Origin of the sequence: Prevotella aff. ruminicola Tc2-24 (assembly GCF_900110895.1) — a bacterium.
Classification (GTDB): domain Bacteria; phylum Bacteroidota; class Bacteroidia; order Bacteroidales; family Bacteroidaceae; genus Prevotella.
On the sequence record NZ_FOIQ01000002.1, the window covers coordinates 1 to 1,679 of the forward strand.

The window sequence follows — 1,679 nt, forward strand, 5'->3', positions numbered from 1 at the left end:
GGCACGACGGACAAGTTCACGTTCTACTACCAGAACAAGGACCATCTGGGCACGGTGCGTGAGACGGTGACCTCGTCGGGCGCGATGAAGCAGCGTGTGAACTACTACCCCTTCGGCGGCCAGCTCGTGGATACCCTGAAGGCGATGGTCTTGAGCCCCAATTTCCAGCAGTACAAGTACAACGGTAAGGAGTTCGACGGCACGTTCGGCCTGAACACCTACGACTACGGCGCCAGACAGCACTACCCCGTCCTCGCAAGATGGGATAGAATAGATCCCCTCTGCGAGAAATACTACGGCGTCAGTCCCTATGCGTATGCAAATAATAATCCTGTGAAGTTTATTGATCCGGATGGAAGAAAAGTTGTCAACTCTAAAGGGGTGAGTATATTTTACATAAGTGCATCTAAAAAAATATGTGTCTCCAGGCATGCATCAGAAAATGAGAAAATGGTGTACCAAGGAATGATGCTTACGCCTACTGGACAAAGAATCTCTCGGATGGAATTTCAGCCAAAACTGCGGATTGACATTAACAGAGGCTGTTGGAGCCGAAGCTGCACATGAAAGTGTACATGCTTCTGATGAGGAAGAAATAAATAAAGATATCTCAAGTGCGAACAATGGAAAGCCTAGATCAAAACAAGAAGCCGAGAAGAAGCCTCGAGAAATAGAACAGCAATTTAGAGACGAATTAAAAAATATAAAAGATGGAAATCAATAAATTTTGCTATATAATCATCGCTTCGATCTTGTTTTCATTTGAAATTGGATTTGCCAAACGAAATGAAACAGAACTAAATTGGAACAAAACAGATAGGATTTTACCTATTTATGTTCAGGATTCCATACAAAACTTTTACAAATCTATTAATATAGACTATTGTATATATTTTTTGTATGGGAAAGGAATAAATGAAGACAAAGAGAATCCTGATGGCATATATTCTTTTAAGATGCTTTCCTCTCATAGTCATACCCATCTTTTAATTATTTATCATTCTGAAGTATATATTGTTAGAAGTCTCAATCATGGAGGGATAGTAGCAGAAATCTGTAGATTTGCCAAAAAAAAGAATATAGATGAAGCATTCCTAAAAGAAGCATGCTTGATATGTTTTAATTATCTGTTAGATGAGCATCAAACTACAGATGATGAAAAGAACATAGAATTTGTCAACAAAGACGACTTTGTTAGATCTCTGTTATTTAGCAAATCCATGGATGAAGTTTACAAGGTCTATAAGGAGATAAAATCCTCCAAAAACATAGCAGAAGATTTTCCTTTCTATATTCTCACAAAAGAATTAGATGAGAAAGAAACAATTTTATTACTTGGTCTCATTGGAGGGTATGATTTTGAACATGAATCGAATGAAATAGAAAGGTGACGTACTGCGGCAACCATCCCTATCGTGAGACCGACCGTACCAGGAAATAAAGAAGGTAACATTATATTTATAACGAAACGAAATTGGATACTTTGTGTAATATTGAGTACACGATTCATAATAATACGAACAAATGTCAAGTAATAGTACTGTCAGAGGATATATAGTATGAGAATTGGTAATAATATTTTGGAAATAACCCATGAATATTCCCAATTATTTGCTATATTTGCCGTTGGAATCAACTATAAATCGCATGGGATTACAAAAGAGCGGCACGACGGACAA

Annotated in this window: 3 protein-coding genes; all 3 read left to right on the top strand. The window is 37.8% G+C overall.

Translation table 11 applies throughout. The features are described from left to right. A partial coding sequence (locus BMY63_RS04285; RefSeq protein ID WP_143065714.1) for an RHS repeat domain-containing protein occupies positions 1 to 567 on the top strand: 567 nt, incomplete at its 5' end. After that, positions 527 to 724 (top strand): hypothetical protein, encoded by a 198-nt coding sequence (locus BMY63_RS12175; protein WP_143065715.1) that lies wholly within the window; start codon positions 527 to 529, stop codon positions 722 to 724. The genes BMY63_RS04285 and BMY63_RS12175, both read left to right, overlap by 41 nt. After that, a complete protein-coding gene (locus BMY63_RS04290) occupies positions 711 to 1,391 on the top strand; it encodes a hypothetical protein (RefSeq protein ID WP_143065716.1) in 681 nt (226 codons plus the stop codon). Before BMY63_RS12175 ends, BMY63_RS04290 begins: the two co-directional genes overlap by 14 nt. Positions 1,392 to 1,679 lie beyond the last annotated feature (288 nt).

What these genes read in the sequence shown, in the direction of transcription:
- BMY63_RS04290 (WP_143065716.1), top strand. Translation starts at nt 711, where the DNA reads ATGGAAATCAATAAATTTTGCTATATAATCATCGCTTCGATCTTGTTT.